Origin of the sequence: Oryzomicrobium terrae (assembly GCF_008274805.1) — a bacterium.
In the GTDB taxonomy this organism is placed as follows: Bacteria; Pseudomonadota; Gammaproteobacteria; order Burkholderiales; family Rhodocyclaceae; genus Oryzomicrobium; species Oryzomicrobium terrae.
The window spans coordinates 1111328-1134865 of the sequence record NZ_CP022579.1 but is presented as its reverse complement, the minus strand read 5'-3'; the positions used below and the strand labels follow the sequence as shown (position 1 = coordinate 1134865).

The 23538-nt window shown below is 68.8% G+C and carries 20 protein-coding genes and 1 tRNA gene; 3 read left to right on the top strand and 18 right to left on the bottom strand.

Going from position 1 to position 23538, the window contains the following annotated elements; translation table 11 throughout:
• Positions 1–127: 127 nt before the first annotated feature.
• From OTERR_RS05220 to aroC, 5 genes are all read right to left on the bottom strand, one after another.
• A complete protein-coding gene (locus OTERR_RS05220; protein ID WP_223116004.1) occupies positions 128–1024 on the bottom strand; it encodes a LysR family transcriptional regulator in 897 nt (298 codons plus the stop codon).
• A gap of 36 nt (positions 1025–1060) precedes the next feature.
• Complete coding sequence (locus OTERR_RS05215; protein ID WP_054622350.1) at positions 1061–1825, bottom strand: M48 family metallopeptidase; 765 nt, start codon at positions 1823–1825, stop codon at positions 1061–1063.
• On the bottom strand, positions 1822–3018 hold the full coding sequence (locus OTERR_RS05210; RefSeq protein ID WP_054622349.1) for an MFS transporter: 1197 nt from the start codon (positions 3016–3018) through the stop codon (positions 1822–1824). The genes OTERR_RS05215 and OTERR_RS05210 overlap by 4 nt, the downstream gene beginning before the upstream one ends.
• A gap of 121 nt (positions 3019–3139) precedes the next feature.
• Positions 3140–3388: an HP1242/YdcH family protein gene (locus tag OTERR_RS05205; protein ID WP_054622348.1), complete on the bottom strand. Its 249-nt coding sequence runs from the start codon at positions 3386–3388 to the stop codon at positions 3140–3142.
• 71 nt (positions 3389–3459) lie between these two features.
• Entirely contained in the window at positions 3460–4557 is a 1098-nt protein-coding gene (aroC, locus tag OTERR_RS05200; RefSeq protein WP_054622347.1) for a chorismate synthase, read from the bottom strand.
• A gap of 230 nt (positions 4558–4787) precedes the next feature.
• Between aroC and OTERR_RS05195 the strand changes: the two genes are divergently transcribed.
• Both OTERR_RS05195 and OTERR_RS05190 read left to right on the top strand, forming a co-directional pair.
• On the top strand, positions 4788–5279 hold the full coding sequence (locus OTERR_RS05195) for a GlcG/HbpS family heme-binding protein (RefSeq protein WP_149425064.1): 492 nt from the start codon (positions 4788–4790) through the stop codon (positions 5277–5279).
• 160 nt (positions 5280–5439) lie between these two features.
• Complete coding sequence (locus OTERR_RS05190) at positions 5440–6102, top strand: DsbA family oxidoreductase (protein ID WP_054622345.1); 663 nt, start codon at positions 5440–5442, stop codon at positions 6100–6102.
• Positions 6103–6443: 341 nt separating this feature from the next.
• Here the strand turns inward: OTERR_RS05190 and OTERR_RS05185 are convergent, their stop codons facing one another.
• The 3 genes from OTERR_RS05185 to ilvB all read right to left on the bottom strand — a co-directional run bounded on the left by OTERR_RS05185 (position 6444) and on the right by ilvB (position 9075).
• Complete coding sequence (locus OTERR_RS05185) at positions 6444–6812, bottom strand: DUF488 domain-containing protein (RefSeq protein WP_149425063.1); 369 nt, start codon at positions 6810–6812, stop codon at positions 6444–6446.
• A gap of 204 nt (positions 6813–7016) precedes the next feature.
• Complete coding sequence (gene ilvN / locus OTERR_RS05180; protein ID WP_054622530.1) at positions 7017–7328, bottom strand: acetolactate synthase small subunit; 312 nt, start codon at positions 7326–7328, stop codon at positions 7017–7019.
• Positions 7329–7350: 22 nt separating this feature from the next.
• Entirely contained in the window at positions 7351–9075 is a 1725-nt protein-coding gene (ilvB, locus tag OTERR_RS05175) for an acetolactate synthase large subunit (RefSeq protein WP_187775311.1), read from the bottom strand.
• Positions 9076–9614: 539 nt separating this feature from the next.
• Here ilvB and OTERR_RS05170 point away from each other — a divergent pair.
• Complete coding sequence (locus OTERR_RS05170) at positions 9615–10943, top strand: Na+/H+ antiporter family protein (protein WP_149425062.1); 1329 nt, start codon at positions 9615–9617, stop codon at positions 10941–10943.
• 169 nt (positions 10944–11112) lie between these two features.
• Here the strand turns inward: OTERR_RS05170 and fadD are convergent, their stop codons facing one another.
• From fadD to OTERR_RS05120, 10 genes are all read right to left on the bottom strand, one after another.
• Positions 11113–12828, bottom strand: a complete 1716-nt coding sequence (gene fadD, locus OTERR_RS05165; protein ID WP_149425061.1) for a long-chain-fatty-acid--CoA ligase FadD — start codon at positions 12826–12828, stop codon at positions 11113–11115.
• A gap of 257 nt (positions 12829–13085) precedes the next feature.
• The gene (locus OTERR_RS05160) at positions 13086–13556 is read right to left on the bottom strand and encodes a CBS domain-containing protein (RefSeq protein WP_054622341.1); all 471 of its coding nucleotides are present in this window, start codon (positions 13554–13556) and stop codon (positions 13086–13088) included.
• Positions 13557–13725: 169 nt separating this feature from the next.
• The gene (locus tag OTERR_RS05155) at positions 13726–17247 is read right to left on the bottom strand and encodes a UvrD-helicase domain-containing protein (protein WP_149425060.1); all 3522 of its coding nucleotides are present in this window, start codon (positions 17245–17247) and stop codon (positions 13726–13728) included.
• Positions 17248–17363: 116 nt separating this feature from the next.
• Positions 17364–20342 (bottom strand): PD-(D/E)XK nuclease family protein, encoded by a 2979-nt coding sequence (locus OTERR_RS05150; protein WP_246154342.1) that lies wholly within the window; start codon positions 20340–20342, stop codon positions 17364–17366.
• 4 nt (positions 20343–20346) lie between these two features.
• Entirely contained in the window at positions 20347–20670 is a 324-nt protein-coding gene (gene fdxA, locus OTERR_RS05145; protein ID WP_054622338.1) for a ferredoxin FdxA, read from the bottom strand.
• A gap of 116 nt (positions 20671–20786) precedes the next feature.
• A complete protein-coding gene (locus tag OTERR_RS05140; RefSeq protein ID WP_054622337.1) occupies positions 20787–21203 on the bottom strand; it encodes a DsrE family protein in 417 nt (138 codons plus the stop codon).
• On the bottom strand, positions 21193–21672 hold the full coding sequence (locus OTERR_RS05135; RefSeq protein ID WP_149425059.1) for a biotin/lipoyl attachment domain-containing protein: 480 nt from the start codon (positions 21670–21672) through the stop codon (positions 21193–21195). The genes OTERR_RS05140 and OTERR_RS05135 overlap by 11 nt, the downstream gene beginning before the upstream one ends.
• A gap of 50 nt (positions 21673–21722) precedes the next feature.
• A complete protein-coding gene (locus OTERR_RS05130; protein ID WP_149425058.1) occupies positions 21723–22925 on the bottom strand; it encodes a diguanylate cyclase domain-containing protein in 1203 nt (400 codons plus the stop codon).
• Positions 22926–23128: 203 nt separating this feature from the next.
• On the bottom strand, positions 23129–23386 hold the full coding sequence (locus OTERR_RS05125; protein WP_054622334.1) for a hypothetical protein: 258 nt from the start codon (positions 23384–23386) through the stop codon (positions 23129–23131).
• Positions 23387–23430: 44 nt separating this feature from the next.
• Positions 23431–23527 (bottom strand) — tRNA-Sec (locus OTERR_RS05120).
• Positions 23528–23538: the final 11 nt, after the last annotated feature.

Genomic DNA, 23538 nt, shown 5'->3' with positions numbered 1-23538 from the left:
CCTCACGTCCGGCTAGAATGCCCGGGCGAAGCCGTCTTTGGTAGCGATGGATTACGAACTTGCCATCGCCACAAACGATGGCAAATTACCCCCTCGCGCGCGCCGAAAGGGCGCCGCTTTTTGGCAATCACGCCTGGCAGAGGTGGGCGAACAGGCGCTGGGCCGCCGGCGATAACGGCTCACCGGCCCGTCGGCAGAGAAATAGCTGGCGCAGGGCCCAGTCCTCGTCCAGGCTCAGGGCCACCAGCCCCAGAGACGCGATATAGGGGGTGGTGGCGGCCTGGGGCACCACGCCGACTCCTAGGCCGGCGGCGACCATGGCGCACACGGCATCGAAGCTCGATACCCGGATCGGCAGGTGCAGTTCCCGCCCGGAATCGGCGGCCTCGCGCTGCAATCGGGCATGCAACGCGCTGGTCGCAGGCAGCCCCACCAGCGGGTAATCCAGGGATTCGGCAAAGCGCACCCTGCCGCGCCCGGCCAGGGGATGGTCCGGGGTGACCAGCAGTTGCAGCCGGTCGGTGCGGAAGGGCACCAGCTCCAGGCCATCGCGCTGGGGCTGGTCGCTGACGATACCCAGATCGGCCACCTGCTCCACCACCGCCCGGGCGATAGCGTCGCTGACGTGCTCTTCCAGGTGCACCCGGATGCCCGGATGCTCCCGGCCGAAACTGGCCAGGGCCGCCGGAAGGAATTCGACGATGGCCGAAATATTGGCGTAGAGGCGCACCATGCCCGACAGGCCGGTACCGTAGCCGCGCACCTCCTGCTCCACCTGGCGGGCCTGCTCGATCAAGCCGCGGGCACGGCCGAGCAGGGCTGCACCGGCAGCTGTCAGGCCGACCCCTTTGCTGTGCCGCTCCAGCAACGGGGTTTCCAGCTCCCGTTCCAGGTCAGCCAGACGCTTGCTGACGGCCGAGGCCACGGTATGGCTGCGCTCCGCCGCCCGGGCGATGCTGCCGGTCTCGGCCACGGCGACGAACAGCTCCAGGTCGCGCCAATCGAAGCGGATACGGGATTCCATGGGTCGGGGCAGGTCCGTGAGAAGCGGCAGGTCCGCTCAACGCGGCCGGTAGTAGGTCTGGGCTTCGGGGATCAGGGCTTCGAGCTGGCGGATGCGCGTCGCGTCGGCCGGATGGGTGGACAGCAGTTCCGGCGGCTTGGCCTGGTCCTTGCCCGCTTCGCTCATGCGTTGCCAGAAGGCCACCGCGGCCCGGGGGTCGTAGCCGGCCTTGGCCATGTAGATCAGGCCCATACGATCGGCCTCGGACTCCTGCAGGCGCGAATAGGGCAGCAGCACCCCCACCGTGGCCCCGGCGCCGAGCAGCCCCAGGTACAGGTTGCGCCGGCTGGAGTCGCTGGTTGACAGGGCGGCAGCGGCGGTCAGGCCGCTCACCACCATCTGCTGGCTCATGCGCTCGCCGCCGTGGCGGGCGATGGCGTGGGCCACCTCGTGGCCGATCACCGTGGCCAGCCCGGCCTCGTCCTGGGTCACCTTGAGGATGCCGGTATAGACCGCTACCTTGCCACCAGGCAGACAGAAGGCGTTAAGGGTCTTGTCGTTGTCGATGACCTTGAACTCCCACTGGTAGGAGGTCTTGCCGGTAGCCTCGGCGATGCGCCGCCCCACCTTCTGCACCAGGGCGTTGGCTGCCGGATCGGTGGAGATTTTTTCCTTCTGCAGCACTTCCTGATAGGAACTCAGGCCCAGCTTGGTTTCCTCGGATTCGCTGGTCAGCAGTAGCTGGCTGCGGCCGGTCAGCGGCACGGTCTGGCAGGCCGCCATCAGCACCGCCAGAGCCGTTAGGCCCCACATCGATTTCATGCAGTTTCTCCCTTGATAGAGGCGGACGGCGTGACTTCGGGCGGCTCCTCGCGCACCCAGCGGGCGGCGAGGAGCCAGCCGATCACGGCAAAACCGGCGCTCAGGGTGTAGACCCAGGCGGGGCCGATCTCGTCCCATAGGTATCCGGAAATCATACCGCCAACCAGCCCCCCGGCCCCGAACGACAGGCTCGAATAAAGCGCCTGCCCCCGCGCCTGAGTGCGTCCGGGGAACCAGCGGTTGACCGCGGCGATGGCGGCGGCGTGGTAGGCACCGAAGGTGATGCCGTGGAGCAACTGGGCCGCCACCAGCACGGTAAGGGAACCAATGCCCCAGCCGATCATGACGAAACGCAGGACCGCCGCCGCCAGGCTGGCGAGCAGGATCTGGCGCAGGGTAAAACGGCGCATCAGCCGGGCCATGTAGAAGAACACGGCGATCTCCGCCAGCACCCCCAGGCACCACATGCCCCCCACCATGGCCTTGCTGTAGCCATAGTCGGACAGGTAGATCGAATAGAAGACATACAGGGCGCCATGGGTGGCCGACATGCAGAAGCAGGCTGCCAACAGAGCCAGCACCCGGGGCTGGCGCAGGATCTGGCGCAGCCCGCCGGGCGCGGCCTCATGGTGCAGCCCACCACGGGTTTCGGGCAAGGTAAAGGCCAGGGCCGAGATCCCCGCCAGCACCGTGGCCACGATCGGCACGATGGCGGCGATGGGCAGGCGGTCAAGCAGCGCTCCACCGGCGGCGACGGCGATGATGAAGCCCACCGAGCCCCACATGCGGATGCGGCTGTAGCGCCCCGCCTCGCTCTTGAGGTGGTCGAAGGTCAGGGATTCCACCAGGGGCAGGGCCGCGCTCCAGAAGAAGGCCATGCCGATCATGGCCGCCATCAGGGTGGCGAAACGCTCGGCGAAGAAGAAGCCGCAAAAGCCCAGCACCGCCGCCACCGAGGTCCAGCGCACCACCGGCAGGCGCTTGCCGGTGCGATCGGCGAACCAGCCCCACAGGGCCGGGGCAAACAGGCGCATCACCTGGGATTGGGTCATCAGCAGGCCGATATCCCAGGCCGTCAGGCCGAGGGACTGCAGGTACAGGCCGAAATAGGGGGAGAACGCCCCGACGTAGGCGAAGTAGAAGAAGTAGTAGCCGGAAAGGCGCCAGTAAGGCAGCCCGGGAGCGAGGGGCATGGAACGGTGTCGGAAGCGGAAAGCGCGGGCGGCGGAATGCGAAGGCGATGGTGCAGCGAAAGGGCGGGAGGACCAAACGACTGCGGGGGGCCAGGCCCCCCGCGTTGCGGCACGTCCGGAATCAGGCCGGCACGTGGCTCTTGAGCATGTCGTAGAGATCGTCCTTGAGCTTGAGGCGCTGCTTCTTCAGGGCTTCCAGCTCGGCATCGCCGAGCAGGGTGCTGCCCTCTTCCGCCTTCACCACCTCGTTGTTGACCACGTGGTATTCGCCGAACAGGCGGGCGAAGTGGGTGTTGGACACCTTCAGGCTGTGGATGACGTCCCGGTACTCGGGAAATTCATGATGCAGGTCGTGGGGGTCGATCACCATTTTGTTAGCTCCCTTGGCATGGATGGATACGGTGGCAGGCACTACAGGCGAAGCGTTACCCCGCACGGGGCTCAGACGGCCCCGGGAATGCGCGGCGTGGCGCACACCACGTCGCCGCACTGGGCGCGGTGGCGCAGGGCATGGTCGATCAGGGTCAGGGCCAGCATGGCCTCGGCGATGGGGGTGGCGCGGATGCCGACGCAGGGGTCGTGGCGGCCGAAGGTTTCCACCATCACCGGGTTGCCGGCCACGTCCACCGACTGGCGCGGGGTGCGGATGCTGGAGGTGGGCTTGATGGCGATGCGGGCGACGATGTCCTGACCGGTGGAAATGCCCCCCAGCACGCCGCCGGCGTTGTTGGAGAGGAAGCCCTGGGGCGACATGGCGTCGCCGTGCTCGGTGCCCCGCTGGGCGATGCTGGCGAAGCCGGCGCCGATCTCCACGCCCTTGACCGCGTTGATGCTCATCAGGGCGTAGGCGATGTCGGCGTCGAGCCGGTCGAACACCGGTTCGCCCCAGCCCGGCGGCAGGCCGGTGGCGGTGACGGTGATGCCGGCACCCACCGAGTCGCCGTCCTTGCGCAGCTGGTCCATGTAGGCCTCCAGCTCGGGGACGATGGCGGCGTTGGGAGCGAAGAACGGGTTCTGGCCGATTTCTTCGGCGGACTCGAAGGGAATGGCGATGGGGCCGAGCTGGTGCATCCAGCCGCGGATGGAGACGCCGTAGCGCTCGAACAGCCACTTGCGGGCAATCGCCCCGGCCGCCACGCGCACCGCGGTTTCCCGGGCCGAGGAGCGGCCGCCGCCGCGGTAGTCGCGGAAGCCGTATTTTTGCGTGTAGGCGTAGTCGGCGTGGCCAGGGCGGAACTGCTGGGCGATGTTGCCGTAGTCCTTGCTGCGCTGGTCGGTGTTGCGGATCAACAGGGCGATGGGCGTGCCGGTAGTCTTGCCCTCGAACACCCCGGAGAGGATCTCCACCTCGTCCGGCTCGCGGCGCTGGGTGACATGGCGCGAAGTGCCGGGCTTGCGCCGGTCCAGGTCGGTCTGGATATCGGCCTCGGTCAGGGACAAGCCCGGGGGACAGCCGTCCACCACGCAGCCGATGCCGGGCCCGTGGGATTCGCCGAAGGAGGTGACGGTAAAGAGGGTGCCAAAGGTGTTGCCGGACATGAAAAAACCCGTTGAATTCAAGCGCCGTAAGGGTTTTCGAGTGTATCACAGGGCAATGAGGCGTCGCGCCGGGCCATGCCGGCATGCTTGACACGCCCTGCGCCCCTATCGGCCGCTGCCAGGCTGCCCTGGCCAATCGTCCCATGGCGACGACGGCCGCGCTTTCCTAGACTGGATAAGCGTTTGTCGGAGCAATCGCGCCCCGATCCGCCCACTCGAGGAGACCTGCCATGCGCTTCGCCCCCACCCTGTTGCTTGCCCTCACCGCCGCCTGTTTTGCCGCCCCGGCCCAGGCCCAGGTGCGCAGCGAGAAGAATATGTCCCTGGCGCTGGCCAACCAGATAGCCGCTGCCAGCGTCGCCGCTTGCCAGGAAAAAGGCTATGCCGTGGCCGCCACCGTGGTGGACCGGGCCGGCCAGGTGAAGGCAGTGCAACGTGCCGACAACGCCGGCCCCCACACTCTGGAAGCGAGCCTGAAAAAAGCCTACACCTCGGCATCGGCCAAGAACGCCACCCAGGCCATGATGGAAGGCAGCCAGAAGTCCCCCGGGGCCGCCAATCTGGTGCACATTCCCGGCTTTCTGCTCCTGGGCGGCGGTGTGCCGGTCAGGGTGGGTAACGAGGTGATCGGCGCGGTCGGCATCGGCGGGGCCCCCGGCGGCCACTTGGACGACCAGTGCGCCCAGGCCGCCCTGGAAAAGGTCAAGGATCAACTCCAGTAGGCCGGCCCGCGCGTCACCCCGGCCCCGCTTCGGCGGGGCTTTGTCGTTTGGCCGCCGACTGGCGTAGGATTGCGCACCCAACCGCCGCGGCGTGACTCCGGGCCCTCCCGCGGGCCATTCCGGGTTCCCCCCGCCCGATTCGCGAATTACGAGACCTCCCATGCTTACCATCGACATCGTCTCCGACGTGGTCTGCCCCTGGTGCTACATCGGCAAACGCCGCCTCGAAGCGGCCCTGGCCGAGCTGCGCCGCGACCGCCCCGAGCTGCCGGTGGCCATCCGCTGGCTGCCTTACTTCCTCAACCCGGATACGCCGCCCCAGGGCGAGCCCTACCGCCCCTTCCTCGAAGCCAAGTTCGGCGGCCCGGAAAAGCTGGCCGAGACTTGGGCCCGGATCAAGGAGGCAGGCAACCAGGTGGGCATTCCCTTCGCCTTCGAGCGCATCGAAGTGCGGGCCAACACCCTGGCCGCCCACCGTCTGATCCACCATGTGCAGCGCACCCTGCCCCAGGCCACCCGCGATCTGGTGGAAGGCCTGTTCATGGTCAGCTTCGTCGAACCGCGCAACCTGGGCGACCACGAGGTGCTGGCGCGCATCGCCGATGCGGCCGGGTGGGACTACCAGAGCGCCCTGGACTTTCTCGCCGGCGACGCCGAGGAAGAAGAGGTCCAGGCCCTGGCCGAGCGGGTGCAGCAGATGGGCGTGTCCAGCGTGCCGTTCTTCATCTTCGGCGGCCGCCTCGGCGTCTCCGGTGCCCAGAGCCCGGAGGTTCTGCGCCAGGCCATGGACCAGGCTATCGCCGGCGCTGCGGCCAACGACTGAGTCCATCGGACGCTGCCCGGAAACCCAATAGGGGCGCGGACCTTCAACCAGACCCTCTGGAAAGCCAATAGGGACGCGGCTTTCCAGAGTGGCACCGTGAAGATGCCCGTGCTTCCTTGGGTTTAGCCATGCACCACAAAAAAGCCACCGTTCCGCCGGTGGCTTTTTTGTGGCGTGCTGCCCCGTGTTTCGCTGGCGGAGCGGCGGCTGCCGCACCGGATCGGGAAGCGGTTCCGGTCCCGGTGACTCTGCGCTGCGCTTGCGGCATCTGCGCCAGGGCAACGCCCCCGGCGTACCCCCCCCTCTCCGTCGGCCACCGCCCCCGCCGTCTGGGCGAGGCGCTAACGGCCGTCCTGGCCGCGGCGCCTCTGCAGCACCTCACGCAGCACGATCGCGTGGTTGCGCGCCTCCTCCCGGGTGCTGTAGACCAGCGTCAGGGGGCCGTCGGCGGCAAGGCGCTGCAATTCGGCCAGGGCAGCGGCCGGGCCGGGCTCGGCCAGCTCGGCCAGGTAGCGGCGACGGAATTCGTCCCACTTGGCCGGATCGTGGCCGAACCACTGGCGCAGTCCGGTGCTCGGCGCCACGTCCTTGAGCCAAAGATCGAGGTGGGCCTGGGCCTTGGTCACCCCCCGGGGCCAGAGGCGGTCCACCAGTACCCGGCATCCGTCGTCGGGACCGGCAGGTTCGTAGGCACGTTTGAGCTTGAGCATGGGAAACGGAGAAAAGCGGTGGCAATGGCCTCAGGATGGACGCTCACCACTGTTCCGTCCAGCGGGGAAGACCGGGCGGAGGTAGGCCGCGGCCGGGGCTTGGCCAGCGCCGCCGGCAGCAAGCACAACGCCTCCCCATCACGCCAACGGGCCACCCGCAGGTGGCCCGTTGGCTTGGCCGGCAACCGCCAGAGGCGGGCCCGCTCAGGCGCGGGAGAATTCCGCCAGCCGCTCGAACACCGGATGCTGGGCGCCGTGGCGGCGGATGGCCAGCACGTCTTCGAGCTTTTCCACCTGCTTGACCATCTGGTCGAGGCGGGCGTCCTCGTTCACCTGCAGCCAGATGCGGCTGGTGGCGCCATCGCCCTGGGGCAGCACGACGATGCCTTCGACGTTGTAGGCGCGGCGGGAGAACAGGCCGACGACGTGGCTCATCACCCCGGCGTGGTTGTTCACGTCGAGTTCGAGCACGGTGCAGGCCAGCGCTTGGCGTTCGGATTGAGTGCTTGCGTTCATGTTGGTCTCCATTTCCCGGGGCTTAGCCGATCATTTCCTTGTTGGCGGCGCCCGGGGGCACCATGGGGAACACCTTCTCGGCCACGTCGATGCTGACGTGGATCAGGCAGGGGCCGCGGCGGTTGAGGGCCTCGCCGAGCATGGCCCGGGCGCCGTCGTCGTCGGCTGCCTCGTCCAGATCCACCGCATCCAGGCCGAAGGCCTTGGCCAGGGCCATGAAGTCGGGGATGCCCTTGTACTTGGAGGCGAAGGTGCGCTCGCCGTAGAACAGGGTCTGCTGCTGGTACACCAGGCCCAGGGAGGCGTTGTTCATCAACACCACCTTCACGTTGGCGTCTTCCTCGGCCAGGGTGGCGAATTCCTGGATGTTCATCAGCAGGCTGCCGTCGCCGGTGAAGCACACCACGGTGCGCTCCGGCTCGGCCAGTGCGGCGCCCAGGGCGGCAGGCACGCCAAAGCCCATGGTGCCGAGGCCGCCGGAGGTCAGCCACTGGCGCGGCCGGCGCAGCGGGTAGGCCTGGGCCACCCACATCTGATGCTGGCCCACGTCGGTGGCGATGGCCGCCGAATCGTCCAGGGCGTCGGCCACGGCCTTGACCAGGCCGTAGTGGCTGCGGGGATCCTCGACCTTGGGCATGGCCAGGGGGAAATCACGCTTGAGCTGGGCGACGCGGCCCAGCCACTCTTCGCGGATCACCGGCTTGATCAGGGGCAGCAGGCCCTTCAGCACCTGGCCCACGTCGCCGTGCAGGCCGACATGGGCGGCCTTGAGCTTGTCCAGCTCGGAGGGGTCGATGTCCACGTGGATGATCTGGGCCTGGGGGCAGAACTGGGCCAGCTTGCCGGTGGCCCGGTCGTCGAAGCGGGCACCCACGGCGATCAGCAGGTCGCACTCTTCCAGGGCCAGGTTGGTGCAGCGCGCCGCGTGCATGCCGAGCATGGACAGGGACAGGGGGTGATCCACCGGCATGGCGCCCAGGGCCATCAGGGTCATCACCGTGGGCAGGGAGGCCTTTTCGGCCAGGGCCGTGGCCAACAGCGAGGCACCGGAGTGCACCACGCCGCCGCCCAGGTAGAGGATCGGCCGCTTGGCGCTGTTGATCATCTCGGCCGCCGTGGCCAGGGGTTCTGCCGGCACTTCCGGCAGGGGATCGGCCACACCCGGGGCCGGCCAGGCGGATTCGTCGGCGGGCAGTTCGATGGTCTGGGCCTGGACATCCTTGGGAATATCCACCAGCACCGGGCCGGGACGGCCCGAAGCAGCCAGGCGGAAGGCGCGGGGAATGGCGTCGAGCAGTTCGTGGGCCGAGCCAACCATCAGGTTGTGCTTGGTGATGGGGATGGTCAGGCCGTAGGTATCCACTTCCTGGAAAGCATCGGTGCCGATCATGCTCTGGGGCACTTGGCCGGTAATGGCCACCATGGGAATGGAGTCGAGCTTGGCGTCGGCAATCGCCGTCAGCAAGTTGGTGGCGCCAGGGCCGGACGAGGCCACGCACACCGCCGGAACGCCGGTGGCCCGGGCCATGCCCTGGGCGATGAAACCGGCCCCCTGCTCGTGGCGGGCGAGTACGTGGCGAATCGCCTTGGACTGGGACAGGGCGTCATAGAAGGGCAGGATGGCGCCGCCGGGGATGCCGGAAACGATGCGCACGCCCTGGCGTTCGAGCAGGCGCACGGTCAGTTGGGCGCCGGTCATGGTCAGGGTCTTGCCGCTGCCGGTGCTAGGGGTCGTCGGGGTGGTCATGGAGGCTCCTTGAGATTCTCGGGTTCGGATCGCCGCGTCCAGGTCGCTGGGCTATCGGTTCGTCACCGGCAAGGAGTCCGCCAAAAGCAAAACCCCCGCCGGTGTCGCCGGCGGGGGTTTCTGGATTCGGTTCGGTCTTGGACCGCTTCGTTCAGTTCGCGCAACCCCGCGCCGGCGTAGTAACGACTACGCCTACGACGACTACGACGGGGACTACGACCAGGGTGCGGAACATGATTTTGGCGGTCGAAAAAGTCAAAAGGTCGAGGGAACGACGGAGGCAATAAGCCGCTACAGCAACCGCCCGATGGGACGGCTGGGAGCAACGTGGGTAACGTCTGAATCAAACCGCGAGGACGGAGGATAACCATCCACGCAAAACTGCGGATAAGCGCAAAGTTTCGACCAAAAATTGCGGCGGTGCAAGAAAATTTTTCACGGAGCCGGTGGCGGCCGGTAGCCAAGCCCGCCCCCATCCGGTAAGGTGCGCGCCTTTCCTGGCCAACCGGCCATGCCATTGTTTTGAAAACACTTTCCCCATGAACGCCGTCCTCATCGCTGTCGCCCTGATGCTGGGCCTTTCCCTGGCCCGGGTCCATGTGGTCATCGCCCTGTTGCTCTCGGCCGTGGCCGGCGGTCTGATCGGCGGGCTCGACCTGAAAGCCACCCTCGCCGCCTTCAACAACGGCCTGGGCGGCGGCGCCGGGGTGGCCCTGTCCTACGCCCTGCTCGGCGCCTTCGCCCTGGCCTTGGCCGAATCGGGCTTGCCCCACGCCCTGGCCGACGTCCTCGAACGACGGCTGGCCGCCGCACCGGGGCGCAACGCCGGACGGATCAAGTGGGCCATCCTCGCCTCCCTGCTGCTGTTGGCGATCTCCTCCCAGAACCTGCTGCCCATCCACATCGCCTTCATCCCCCTGGTGGTGCCGCCCCTGCTGCACACCCTGGCCGGATTGCAGGTGGACCGGCGCCTGGTGGCCTGCCTGCTCACCTTCGGCCTGATCACCCCGTACATGTGGTTTCCAGTGGGCTTCGGCGAAATCTTTCTCAAGCAGATCCTGCTCGGCAACGTGGAGAAGGCTGGTCTGAGCGCCGACGTCATCGCCCGCCTGGACGTGAGCGGCATCATGACCATTCCCGCCCTGGGCATGCTCGCCGGCCTGCTGCTGGCGGTGTTCGTCAGTTATCGCCGGCCGCGTCGCTACGACCTGGCGGCTATCGATGCAGTGGAGCGGGAATCCACGCCCTACACGCCCCGCTCCCTGACGGTGGCCGGGCTGGCGGTGGCCGTCACCTTTGCCGTGCAGCTGTGGGCCGATTCCATGCTGCTCGGCGCCCTGGCCGGCTTTGCCCTGTGCGTGGCCGGCGGGGCCGTGCCGCTCAAGCGCGCCGACACGGTATTCGCCGACGGCATGCGCATGATGGCCACCATCGGCCTGATCATGATCGCCGCCGCCGGCTTCGCCGAGGTGATGAAGGCCACCGGCCACGTGGCGTCCCTGGTGGAGAACTCGGTGCAACTGGTGGCCGGCAGCAAGGCCGTCGGCGCCCTGCTGATGCTGGTGGTGGGGCTGATCGTCACCCTGGGCATCGGCTCGTCGTTCTCTACCGTGCCGATCATCGCCACCCTGTACGTGCCCTTCGCCCTGCAACTGGGCTTTTCCCCGGCCGCCGTGGTCTGCCTGGTGGGCACCGCCGGCGCTCTGGGGGACGCGGGCAGCCCGGCCTCGGACTCGACCCTGGGCCCCACCGCCGGCCTCAACGTGGACGGCCAGCACGACCACATGTGGGACACGGTGGTGCCCACCTTTATGCACTACAACCTGCCGGTGCTGGCCGCCGGCTGGATCGCGGCCATGGTGCTGTAAGACGCCGACGCTCTCCGTCGCCCTGGCCGTAGCCGGGTCCGGCCCCAACGAAAAAGCGCCCCATGGGGCGCTTTTTCGTTGGGTGGGCGACCAATCGCCACTCGCGCCACGCGCACCGTCCGACAAACGCCGACAGTACGGGCAGCGGAAGAACCAGACCGGCGCCGCTTCAGGCCACCTTGCGCGCCTCGGCCTCCTGCCTGGCCTCGTCCTTCAAGGCGCGGCGCAGGATCTTGCCCACGTTGGTCTTGGGCAGTTCGTCACGGAACTCCACCAGGTGCGGCACCTTGTAGGCGGTCATGTTGTCGCGACAGTGGGCGATCAGGGCCTCGGCGGTGAGGGCCGGGTCCTTTTTCACCACGTAGATCTTCACCGCCTCGCCGGAACGCTCGTCGGGCACGCCCACGGCGGCCACTTCCATCACCCCGGGATGCATCGCCACCACCGCCTCGACCTCGTTGGGATACACGTTGAAGCCGGACACCAGGATCATGTCCTTCTTGCGATCCACGATGCGCACGAAGCCCTGCTCGTCCATCACCCCCACATCGCCGGTGCGCAGGAAGCCGTCGGCCCAGAACACCCCGGCGGTCTCGTCGGGGCGCTGCCAGTAGCCCTTCATCACCTGGGGCCCGCGGATGCACAGCTCGCCCGGCTGGCCGATGGGCAGGGGGTTGCCGTTGTCGTCGCGGATAGAGGCCTCGGTGCTGGAGATGGGCAGGCCGATGGCGCCGTTGAACTCGGTCATGTCGAGGGGGTTGATGGTCGCCGCCGGCGAGGTTTCGGTGAGGCCGTAGGCCTCCACCAGAGCGCGGCCGGTGACCTTCTTCCACTTCTCCGCCACCGCTTTCTGCACCGCCATGCCGCCACCCAGGGTGGCACGCAGGTGGCTGAAGTCGAGCGCCGCGAAGTCCGGGTTGTTGAGCAGGGCGTTGAACAGGGTGTTCACCCCGGTGATGACGGTGAACGGGTACTTGCCCAGTTCCTTGACGAAGCCGGGGATATCCCGCGGGTTGGTGATGAGCACGTTGGTCGCCCCCTCCTTGATGAAGGTCAGGCAATTCGCTGTCAGGGCGAAGATGTGGTAGAGCGGCAGGGCGGTGATCACCAGCTGGTGTTCGCCCTGGAGGAAGGGCTCGATCCAGGCGTGGGCCTGCTGCACGTTGGCGATGATGTTGCGGTGGGTGAGCATGGCACCCTTGGCCACCCCGGTGGTGCCGCCGGTGTATTGCAGGTAGGCGATGTCGTCGTGGACCACCTGAACCGGAGTGAAGCGGGCCGCCGCGCCCTGGGCCATGGCCCGGTTGAGCGGCACGGCGCGGGGGATCGACCAAGCAGGCACCATCTTCTTGACGCGGCGCACGACGAAGTTCACCAGGGTGCGCTTGACCGCCGGAAAGAAGTCGCCCAGGCCGGTGATCAGCACGTGCTTCAGGGCCGGCGTATTGGGCAGGGCCTCTTGCAGGGTGTGGGCGAAATTGTCCACCACGACGATGGCCTCGGCGCCGGAATCGGCCAGCTGGTGCTCCAGTTCGCGGTGGGTGTACAGGGGGTTGCAGTTCACCACGGCATAGCCGGCGCGCAGGATGCCGAACATGCACACCGGGTACTGCAGCACGTTGGGCATCATCAGCGCCACCCGGGCGCCCTTGGGCAGTTTGATGACGTCCTGAAGATAGGCAGCAAAGTCCCGGGAGCGTTGTTCCAGTTCCCGGTAAGTAATGCCCACGCCCATGTTCAGGTAGGCCACCCGGTCGGCGTACTTGGCGCAACTCTTTTCAAACAGTTCGCCCAGGGAGGCGAATTCATTGACGTCGATCTCAGCCGGGACTCCCGGCGGATAGCTCTTCAGCCATGGCCGGTCGGCCTGATCCAGGTGTTCCATGTGTTCTCCTCCAATGGGATGCCTTGGTTTTTGGTGGACCGTTCGAAGCGACGGCTGCAGCCCTCGGCCGGGCATGTCGGTTCCGGGGCGGTTAATTCAAACGATCGTTTGATGTCATCGATTCTACCGATTTTTTGCCGAACGGGAACACCCCCGCAAAACACCATGATCACCCTGCCCGAAGGGGAGGCGACGTACCAATGAAAAACGGCCACCCGTGGGTGACCGTCTTGTCGTGGAGCCTGGCAGCGCCGTCCTCAGGCCGCTGGGCCGCTTTCGCCCTCGGGCCAGTTCTTGATGTAGCTCTTGAGCATCTTGTTCTCGAAGCTCTGCTCTTCGAGCACCGACTTGGCCACGTCGAGGAAGGACACCACGCCCATCAGCAGTTCGCCGTCCATCACCGGCAGGTAGCGCTGGTGCTGGTCGATCATCAGGCGGCGCAGGTCGTTGACGTCCATGTCCGGGGTGGCGAAGGCCGGGTTGCGGATCATCACCTCTTCGACCTTGACCTGGTCGAGGGCACCGCCACAGTAGTTGGTGGCACGGCTGGCCACGGCCTTGAGCACTTCGCGGAAGGTGAGCATGCCCACCATCTTGCCGCCGCCCATCACCACCAGGGAGCCCACGTCGTGGTCCGCCATCACTTCCACCGCGCCATCGAGGGTCTGCTGGGGCATGGCGGTGAACAGCACCGATCCCTTGATACGCAGAATTTCCCGGACTTGCATTGTCTTCCCCTTATCGGATTTCGCCGGCTTCTGCTGCGAACGCCGGGCCATCCGTTGCTAAAAATTTGATGCCGGGATGGTAGAGCATCACCCCATTTTGGGGAAGAGTAATTCTGCCCCCGCCACGCTGACGCACGCCAGAAAAATCACACCCGTCGCACCGCGGCGCTCAGACCTCCACCACCGTTGCATCGGCAAAGATCAGGGCACCGCGCACCGGCAGGGGAAACAGGGCTGCCAGGGTAGAGCAGTAGCCGCGCACCTGGGCTCGGTAATCGGCCAGCCGGGGCGTATCCGCCGTGCCTGACTTGTAATCCACCACCCACACCGTATCGCTGGTTTCCACCACCCGGTCGGCGCGCAATACCGAACCGTCGGGCAGGCCCATCTCCAGCTCGTTCCAGGCGCGCTTGTAGCGGGCCGGGTCGAAGAAGGGGGCCAGATCCGGGTGGGCAAACAGCTTGGCCCCGGCGGCGTAGGCCCGGGCCAACAACGGATCGGCCGACTGGGGCAGGGGCAGGCCGTCGGAGAGGGCCTCCAGGGCGGCATGCAGGGCCGTGCCGTAACGCTCGGCCTCACCCTGCTCGGCGCGCCGCTCACCGATGGGGGCGGCAGGAAGGGGCACCGTGGAGAGCAAGGCAGGACGGGCATCTTCAAGGGGGCTGCCCGGAGAGCCAATAGGGGCGCGGGGTTCCGGGGATGGGGTTGCGAAGTCCCCGTCCAGCGCGGCGCCGTAGGCAGCCCCCTGCCCGGCCTCTGCCTCTTCCGCCAGGGCGCCGAGACGGCGTAGGGCACCTTCGATGCGACTGTAGGGGGTGGGCGCGTTCACCGTCCGCTTGGGCACGATGCCGCTGGCGAAGAAGCCCTGCTTGGCCCGGGTGATGGCGACGTAGAGCAGGTTGAGGGCCTCCCGCTCAGCCAGGGCCTTTTCCTGGTCGAACCAGGCGGTCAGGGCCGAATGCTTGCGGTCGTCGCTGCGCCAGGCCGCCAGCCAGGCCGGGGCCTCGGCTTCCGGCGGCCATTCCACCGCCCAGCCGGCGGAATTGGCGCGGCCGCCCCCAGGGGCGTTGGCGTCCACCAGCCAGACGAAGGGCGCTTCCAGGCCCTTGGCGGCGTGCACCGTGAGCAGGCGTACCCGGCCGCCGTCAGTGCCGGTGTTGCCGGTGCCGTTGGCCTCGTCCAGCTCGCCCTCGTCCGGGGCCTCTTCTGGATCGGCCTCGGCCAGTTCGCGCAGGGCGTCGAGAAAACGGGGGAGACTCGGGTAGCGGCCGCCGCCCTGGTCCAGGGCCAGCTGCAGCACCGCCTGGAGGTTGGCGGCGACGGCGCCGTAGGCCGCCTCACCGACGCAAGCCCGGTAGCGAGTCAACACTTCCCCTTCGTGGAAGATCCGGTCGAGCAAGTCGTGGGCGGGCAGTTCCAGGGCGGCACGACGCCAGCGGCCGAGCAGGACCACAGCGCGACGGCGGCGCGGCAGGGCGGCAGCATCGGCGGGGGCGCTTTCCTCCCGTCCATCCCGCCCGGCGTCCCCCGGCACATCCCCCGCCTCGCCCTGGACCAGTCGCTTCAAGCGCAGCCACCAGGGGCCGCCTCCGGTCCGGCTCACCGCCAGCAGGTCGGCGTCGGAAAAGTCGAACAACGGCGAGCGCAGCACCTGGGCCAGGGCCAGGTCGTCGGCGGGCAGCACCAGAAAAGCGATCAGGGCCGCCAGGTCCCGGGCTTCCAGGGTGCCGAGCAGACCGCCCCGGGAGGCGGCCACATAGGGGATGCCGGCGGCGCGCAGGGCCGCTTCCACCGGGGCAAAACCCCGCCGGGTGCGGGACAGGATGAGGAAGTCGCCGTAACGGGCCGACCGCACCGGACCGCCGGCGCCCTGGGGGTAGACCGCCCAGCGGCCCGCCGCCTGGGCGATGGTGGCGGCCAGCAGCCGTGCCTCGCGCTCGCGGCGGGAATCCTCGACCAACTCCTCGGGCTGACGCAGCGGGTCGCGCAGGGGCGGAGCTCCGGCCGTCGCATTCGCGGCGCTCCCCACGCCTTCACCGCCCTGCTCGCCCCCCTCAGCCTCTGCAGCCTCGTCAGCTACCAGGGGCAGCAGCTCGATACGTCCGGGCAGGGCGCCGGCCAGGGATTCCTGGTCGCGGAAGGGGGTGAACAGGGGCTCGGCGGCAAACAGGGCATTGACCCCGGCGATGATAGCCGGGGCGTTGCGCCGGGTGCGGTCCTGGGCCAGGCGGACGGCATGGAAGTGCTGTTCGAGGAAATCGGCGGCGGCGGCGAAGAGGCGTGGCTCGGCGCGGCGGAAGCGGTAGATCGACTGCTTCGGGTCCCCCACCAGGAATACCTGGGGCGCCACCTCCCCTTCCGGATAGGCCGCCAGCCAGCCGCGCAGGATGGCCCATTGCAGCGGGTTGGTGTCCTGGAACTCGTCGAGCAGGATGTGGCGGTAGCGGGCGTCCAGGCGCGCCTGGAGGAAGGCGGCCTGGGTGTCGTCGGCGAGCAGTTTGGCCACACGCCATTCGGCATCGACGAAGTCGATCACCCCCCGGGCAGCCTTGTGCCGCTCCAGGGCGTCGAGGAAGGCGGCGCCGACCAGGGCCACGTCGCTGTTGAAGGCGTAGCAGGCAGCGTTGGCCAGCCGGGCACGGCAGGCGAGCAAGTCCTCGCACAGGCGGTAATGACGAGCGACGAAGGCCTCGGCCGCCGCCTCGCTGCCCAGGCGCTTGGCCGATGCGGCGCTGGGTTTGCGCGCCAGAGGCGCTCCTTCCTTGGTCAGGCTCATGGCGCAGAGCAGCTCGAAGCGGCGCGCCGGGTCGCATTCTTCCAGGGCCTGGCGCAATACCGCCGCCTGGTCCTGTTCCTTGGCCGTCCCCGCTTCCAGGGCACCGAGCAGAGCCTGCCACTCCAGATTCCAGCCCGGGGCAAACAGGGCGGCATAGGCATCGTCCGGTGCTGGCGGCTGATCCAGATTCAGGGCCGGCAGCAGGGCGGTGAGCGCCCGCTCAGCCGCCAGGGGCGCCCCGCCGTCGGGGTCACCCTCCGCCAGCGACTCGTCCTCATCCTCGCCCACCAGGGTCATCCACTCGGCGCGGCGGCCCGCCAGATCGGCCATCAGGGCGTAAGCCCCCTCCCCCCCCTGTTCGGCCAGGAGGCGCAGGAAGGCCTGGGCCACCGGGGTATCCGGGGCCGCCCCTTGCTCTTCGGCGAAGGCTTCCCAGACCTCGGCCAGCAGCCGGGCTGGGGCGTCCGCCAGGGAGACGCCGGCGCAGCCGGCGGTCAGCGGCGCGCTGGCGGCCAATTGCAGGAACCAGCCGTGAAAAGTATGCACCGACAGCCCCGGCTCGGCGGCCAGCACCGCCTCGTAGAGGCCCCGGGCGCGGCTGAGCAGGGCATCGGCCTGGGCCTGCTGCTGGTCGGCCGCGGGAATGGGCACCGCCCGCTCAGCCAGGAAGCGGGCCAGGGTCGCGTCGTCGGCCACCGCCATGTCGCGCAGCCAGCCGCGCACCCGTTCCTCGATCTCCCGGGCGGCCTTGCGGGTGAAGGTGATGGCCAGGATCTCGGAGGGCGCCACCCCGGCCAACAGCAGACGCAGGATGCGCGAGGCGAGCAGCCAGGTCTTGCCACTGCCGGCGCAGGCTTCCACCACCACTGAACGGCGCGGATCGAGAGCTTGGCGGATCAGATCGTCGGTGGTCATGGGCGGGGGCGCGGCAAAAAAGGGAAATGGACGGGAAGCAAGGGGAGTTGGCAGGGCAGGTCTGGGCAGAAGACGGGGAGCAAGCGAGGGTGCGCGTCGGCGCCGAAGTCAGGCCCTTACTCCCGGTGCGGGGTGCGGCACAGCCCGGCGGCCTCGCACCAGGCGCAGGCGTTGAGGCTGCCGTGGGCGGGCAGCGGCGTGCCGGCGCGCATGTCGGCATAGGCCCGTGCCAAGCGCTCGGCCTGGGCCAGGCCGGCAGCGGCGGGGTCGCCCTCCACCGACACCTGGCCGACGCTGGCGTCGTCCAGGGCCACGTAGGCCGCCTGGCCGACCTCGGCCAGCCCCTGGGCCGCCAGGCCCTCGGCGGCCATCCAGCCATAGGCGGGCAGCTGCACGTCCTCGGGCAAGGCCTTCTTCAGGGCGTCGATGCGCTTCAGCTTGTAGTCGAACAGGGCGGTGCCTTCGTCCGGGTGCACGTCGATACGGTCGATGCGCCCCTTCAGGGTCACCACGCCGCCGTCGGCCAGGGGCAGCGCCCGGGCGAAGGCCTGTTCGCCGGCCTGCCAGCGCCAACCGGCGGCTTCCCGCTGCCGCTGCCAGTCCAAATAGGCGGTGAGGCGGGCCTCCCAGCGCAGGCGCCAGGCGATCGACAGGTAGTGGTCGCCCACCACCGGGCGGAAGGCTTCGTCCACCGCCGCCTGGAGTTCGGCCAGGGCCGCTTCTGGCGCCAGGGCGGCAATGACCGGATGGGCGCCGTGGAAGCGTTCCAGCACACCGTGGATCAATTCGCCATAGCCGGCCTTGTCCAGGCCTTCGGCCACCTCGTCGGCCTCGCCGAGGCGTAGCACGCGGCGGGCGAAGAAGCGGTAGGGGCAGGCCACCAGGTCGGCCAGGGCGCTTACCGTCAGCGCCTCGGGCAGGTCGCCCGGGGTAAGCACCGGGGCGGCCTGGGCCAGGGGTGCTGGCAAGGGAACCAGGGGCAGGTCGGCCAACGTGGCCGGGGGCGGCGCCTCGGGCAGCCCCAGGGGCGAGCGCTTCAGGTCGTCGCCCCAGGCCAGGCGGTGCAGCAGGGAGAGGCGGTCCAGGGGCGGCGCAAGCAGGCGGGCCTCGCCGTCCCGCTCCTCCTGCCAAGTCACGGTCACCCGGGGCACGGTGGCGATCAAAAGGGACAGATCGGCCTCCAGCCGGGCGGCGCCGTCCGGGGCGGGCAAACCCAATTCGCGGCGCACCGTCTGGTTGAAATAGGCCGATTCGGGCCGGGGCGGTGCCAGTTGTTCGGCATCGCCGCCGAGAATCAGGGCGCCGTCGAAGGGGCGCAGCAAAGCGGCGGCCAGGTGGGTCATGACCACCGGGCTGACGATGGTGCGGTCGCGGAAGGTCTCGGCCTCGCATTCCCGGTCGAGCCATTGGCGGAAGTCGGCCAGGGTGAACGGCAGGGTCTCCCCGGCCAGTTCCTCGGCCCGGGTGGCAAGCAGGGTCAACAGGGCTTCGCCAGCGGCGTCGCCGGACAACGGTTCCAGGGCGGCCAACCCTTCCAGGGCCCAGGTCAGACGGCCGATCCATTCGGGCAGGGGCGCGGCGCGGCGGCCGAGGCGGTTGATCGCCTCCTCGATGCGGGCGAGCAGATCCTGGGCGGCTGCCAGGGCCTGCTCCTCGGCGGAAGGGGCCGGCGCAGCCCCTTCCCGGCCGAGGCGTTCCGCCTCCTGGGCCAGGGCGCGGCGGAAGCGGTCCAGGCCCGTGCGCACGTTGGCTCGGGCGACGGCCTTTTCCAAGGCGGTGGCGGCGGCCTCGCGGCGGCCGGCCGGCCAGTCGGCCAGGGCAAAGGGCGACTTGGCCAGGTCGAGGACGTCCCGGTGGTAGGCGCCGCCCTGCCCGCCACCGGCCTCGCTGCGGTGACGCCCGGCCTGGCCAAGGGCCACTTCGAGCAGACTGTCGGTGAGGGTGGCGGCCCGGGCCGTGGAGAGTTTCCAGCCGGTCTCGTCGGCGACGCGCACGCCGTAGCGCTCCAGCAGGGCGCGCACCCGGCGGGCGGTGAGACGGTCCTGGGCGATCAGGGCCAGGCGGGTACGGCCCTCCCCCAGCCAGGCCAGCACCTGGGCGGTAGCGGCCCGGGCCTCGGCTTCCCGGCCCCGGGCGGGGATCAGGGCGAGCCGGTCGGACAGAGGAGCATCGGAGGGGCGGGAAGCTGCAGCGGGCGACGGGGTTGCCGCCGTGTCGACCTCCGGTTCCGCCTGGCTGGCGGCCGTGACCACGCCCGATGCGGCCGCCAGCTCCGCCGCCACAGCCCGGGCCCGTTCGGCCAGGGGTGGCACGGACCGTTCGCCGGCACCATCGCCGTTCCGGGCCGCCGGCCAGGCGGCGGCGAGAACCCGGGGTAGGGGCGCGGCCACGGCAGCCCGTTCCGCTGGGTGGATCACGGTGAGGGGCGCATGGCGAGCATAGGCGGCGAGGAACTCGGCCTCGGCGCCTTCCCAGGGACGTTCGCACACCACCACCAGGGGGCGGTTGGCGGATTCGGCCAGGGCGCCCAGGCGCAGGGCATGGGCGGCGGCACTGTCGGGACGGGGATCGTCGCTCAGCACCCGCCACAGCTCGTGCACCAGGCGGGCTTCCATGGCCAGGGGCTGGCTGGCGGTGAGGCGGTAGGCGGCTTCCAGGCGGGCAACAAAATCCTCGGCGCTGCCAGGCAGGCGCACCGCGTGGGCGGTCAGTTCGTCGAACAGGTTGAGCAGTTCGGCGGCGACGTGCCACAGGGCCCGGTCGTGAAACCAGGGCCGGCCGGCCAGGGCCTGGCGCAGCAGCAGCAGGCGGGCAGAATCCGGCAGGGGATCGGGGCAGCCCGGCGGCAAGGGCTGGGCGGCGGCCAGGCGCACCAGGGTGTCGCAACGCGGCAGCAGGATGGGGCGCCCGGCGGCCCGGGCAATGGCCCGGCGCAGTTCCCCGGCCAGATGCAGGTTGGGGGCGATCACCCAGCCCTGGCCGGGATCGCAGCCGGCGGCGGCAAAGGCGTCCAGCACAAAGACCGCCGCCCGGTCCAGAAAGTCCGGGCCGGGCGGCAGGGTGTGGAGCGTGGGAGCGGTATCGCGCAGGGTCAAGCGGTCAGCGCTCCAGGTGCTTGAGCTTATCCGGGGTGCCGTTCCAGTCGTCGGCGTCGGGCAGGGAATCCTTCTTCTCGGCCAGCACCGGCCACTGCTTGGCCAGCTCGGCGTTGAGGGCGATGAACTGGATCTGGGCCTGGGGCACGTCGTCCTCGGCGTAGATGGCCTCGGCCGGGCACTCGGGCACGCAGATCGAGCAGTCGATGCACTCGTCCGGGTCGATCACCAGGAAGTTGGGGCCTTCGTGGAAGCAATCGACAGGACAGACATCCACGCAGTCGGTGTATTTGCACTTGATGCAGTTGTCGGTGACGACAAAAGTCATGACCGTTCTCCCGAGAGTATCGCCAAAGGTTGAGTTATGTGCGGACTATACCCCAGCTCGCCGCCCCACCGCATCGGTACGATGGCCAATTTTGACCGGCAACCCCATCCCTGTTGCTAGAAGGTCAATGTCCGCCAGGCCGGATCCAGGGTGCGGCCGATGTAGGCCGCCGCCCCCGCCTGGCCGGTGACTTCGCGGCGCAGTTCGGCGGCGGGCAGTCCCTGGGCGGCCATGGCCGTGGGGCAGGCGAACATTTTCACGCCCAGGGCCGCGGCCTCGCGCAGGAAGTGGGCAACCGTCTTGCCCGCGGCGTTGGCGTCGCCTTCGGCCGCCCGAAGGGTTTCGGCCACGCCGGCGCGCAGCAGCTCCACGGCCCGGGCGGTGAAGTACATCTCCACCTCGGCGTCGAAGGCCGCCGCCGTGGCAGCGAAATAGAAGGGGGTGGCGCAGCGCTGCGGCGCCTCGGGGTCGGCCCCCCAGACCAGGATCGCCAGGCGGGTGGCCAGGGGCGGTGCGCTTGCCTCAGTAGTCACGCAGGTGCTCCAGGGTCAGGGGCGGCGTGAAGCTGGCCGGATCGCTAAAGGCATACACGTCCATGATCCGTTCGAATTCGGCTCGGGCGGCAGGAAAGGGATGCAGGGCGCCCTGCTCCTCGTCCCATTTGAGTGGGGCAAGACGGGCCAGCCAGACGCCGTAGGGGTCCTTGTTCAGTGGTGTGGCGACGGGATCGAGAGCCGGGTTGGCCGCCGCCATGCGCACCGTCAGGGGCGTCTTGATCGGAAAAACGGTCTTACCCGCTTCGAGCAGGGCGAAGGAACGCCCCGGATCCAGCTCCACCCCCAGGGGCTTGGGCGAGTACAGGATGATCTCGCCGGACAGGGCCAGGCCCAGGGGTGTGATGCCGACGGTCAGCAGGCCGTCACCGTCGCGGCGAAACCACAGGTGGTTTTCCGGCCAGTAGAGCAGGTCGTCGGGGAAGGAGCAGCCGCGCAGTTCGGACATGGGTTGCAGGATTCGGGAAGGGACAGAAAAACGCCGCAACGCCTCAACAATCAGGCGTCGGGCAGGGTGGCGGCAGCGGCCGCAACCGGCCGGGGCGGCGCCAGGCGGAAGCAGTTCTTGCCGGCCGCCTTGGCCGCGTACATGGCCTCGTCGGCCTCGGCCACCAGCATATCCGGATTACCGCCGCTGGCCAGGGCGATACCGATGCTGGCGCCGACCGAGGCTTCGGGCTGGGCCCGCAGCAACGGCCGGTTGGCGGCCGGATCGAGTCCAGCGATCAGGCGCCGGGCCAGGTGCTCCGCATCCGATGGGGAAGCCACTTCGGGCATCAACACGGCGAATTCGTCGCCGGCCAAGCGTGCCAGCACATCGCTTTCCCGCACCAGGCGCTGGAAGCGATTGGCCACCTCCTGGAGCAGGGCATCGCCGACCTCGTGGCCGAAGCGGTCGTTCACGCTCTTGAAACCGTCCAGGTCGATGAACAGCAGGGCCACCGGCCGGCCGCGCCGCTCTGCCTGGGCCACCAGGCGGGTCAGCCAGTCCATGAAATAGCGGCGATTGGGCAGCCCGGTGAGCGCATCGTGGGTGGCCTCATGGGCAAGCCGCTCGCGCAGCAGGCGCTTGCCCCGGATATCCTCGGCCACCGCCCAGTAGGTGCCGATCAGGCCGAGCAGGGTGATACCGCCGAAGAACATCAGGCTGAAGCGTGACTGGCGCGCCCGCTCCTTGCTGTCGGCCACTTCCTGGCGCAATTCGTCCTGCTTGGTGTGGTAGGGCAAATCGATGACCACCCGCAGCCGGTCCATGGTTTCCTTGCCCTGGCCACTATCCACCACGCGCATGGCCGCCTCCAGGCCCTTGGTGTTGCGCAAGTGGATAGTGAAGGCCAGCTCGGTCATCTTCTCCCGACGCAGGGTTTCCATTTCGTCGAGCAGGGGTGCCCACTGGGGGTCGTCGTCGAGTCGCTCGCGCAAGTAAGCGAGCAACTGATCCTGGCGCCGATTGGCACGAAAATAGGGCTCCAGGTAACCGGCCTCACCGGTCAGCAGGTAGCCGCGCTGGCCGGTTTCGGCATCGCGCAGGTTGCCCAGCACTTGCTCCAAGGCCAGCAGGGTTTCGTTGATGCGCAAGATGCGCTGCTCGCTCTCCAGGTAGGCGCGCCCGTCCTTGATCGCCAACCAGGCCGCGGCAACGAACACCGCGAAGCCGATGGCGAAGGCCGAGAGAATGAGTCGTTCGAGCGGGAGTTTCATCTCAAGCGGGAGCTAGCACGCGCATCTGGGGTGGTAGTGGACAAGTGATAGGCAAAGCATCCCCGGCAGGCTGGCCGGCAAAAGCCAGGAAATGCAGCCCTGGAGCGGCCACGTCGCCTACGCCCGCGCGGGGCCCGCCAGACCGGCGTCGGTGCGGACAATAGGCCTACGGCTACGGGTGCGGCCTCTGCAGGGTCGCGCCGTCAATCGGCGCGGACGCCCAATCCTTTGGCGGCCAACCAGGCGTTCAAGTCGGTTCGCTCGATGAAGGTTTCCACGGGGACGATGTTGCCCGGCAATTGCTTACCGGCCCACTGTTCCGACGCCCAGCGCTTGACGTTGGCGTGCAACTCCCCGTGCTCGATCGCCTGGGCCAGCGCGACTTCCGCATCGTGGGTCGAGAATGCCGCCTGGACCAGCACCTGGGCAGCCTCGTGGATATTCAGCGCGGTTTTACTCATCACGGCCTCCTTGCCTCCCGGCACGGATTATTACGGCGGGGGACTGGCGGAAGGGAATGGGAGTCGAACCCACCGGGGACCGACTGACGGCCCCCTCCGGTTTTGAAGACCGGCCGCCCCACCGGGGAACGCCGCCCTTCCGCACTGACGAG